The organism is Novosphingobium malaysiense (assembly GCF_000802225.1).
In the GTDB taxonomy this organism is placed as follows: Bacteria; Pseudomonadota; Alphaproteobacteria; order Sphingomonadales; family Sphingomonadaceae; genus Novosphingobium; species Novosphingobium malaysiense.
The window spans coordinates 1-454 of record NZ_JTDI01000064.1; the positions used below are offsets into that span (position 1 = coordinate 1).

1 protein-coding gene is annotated in these 454 nt (G+C 62.8%); it reads right to left on the minus strand.

The features are described from left to right. On the minus strand, positions 1-454 hold a 454-nt coding region (locus tag LK12_RS23505), incomplete at both ends, for a thiolase family protein (protein ID WP_039290892.1).

The window sequence follows — 454 nt, forward strand, 5'->3', positions numbered from 1 at the left end:
TCTGGAGACCATAGCGTCCACCGCGACGCCGAAGCGCGTGGATCAGCGTTGTCATAAGCCGCGTACCACTAGCGCCAAGCGGATGCCCGAGCGCAATCGCACCGCCATTGATGTTGAGGCGCTCGGGATCAGCCCCGAGTGCATCGAGCCAGGCCATCGGAACCGAAGCAAACGCCTCGTTCACTTCGAACAGATCGATCCGGTCAAGCGTCAGGCCGGCCTTCTCCAGCGCACGGCGCGTCGCCGGTATCGGTTGCTCGAGCATGATCACCGGATCGCCTGCGGACACCGAGACATGATGGATTCTCGCGATCGGGGACAGGCCATGGGTCCTGACCGCACTTTCGCTTGCTACAAGAACGCCCGAACTGCCGTCGCTGATCTGGCTCGCGTTGCCAGCGGTTATCACGCCACCTTCCTGCAGCGAAGCGAGCGATCCCAGCTTCTCCAGCGT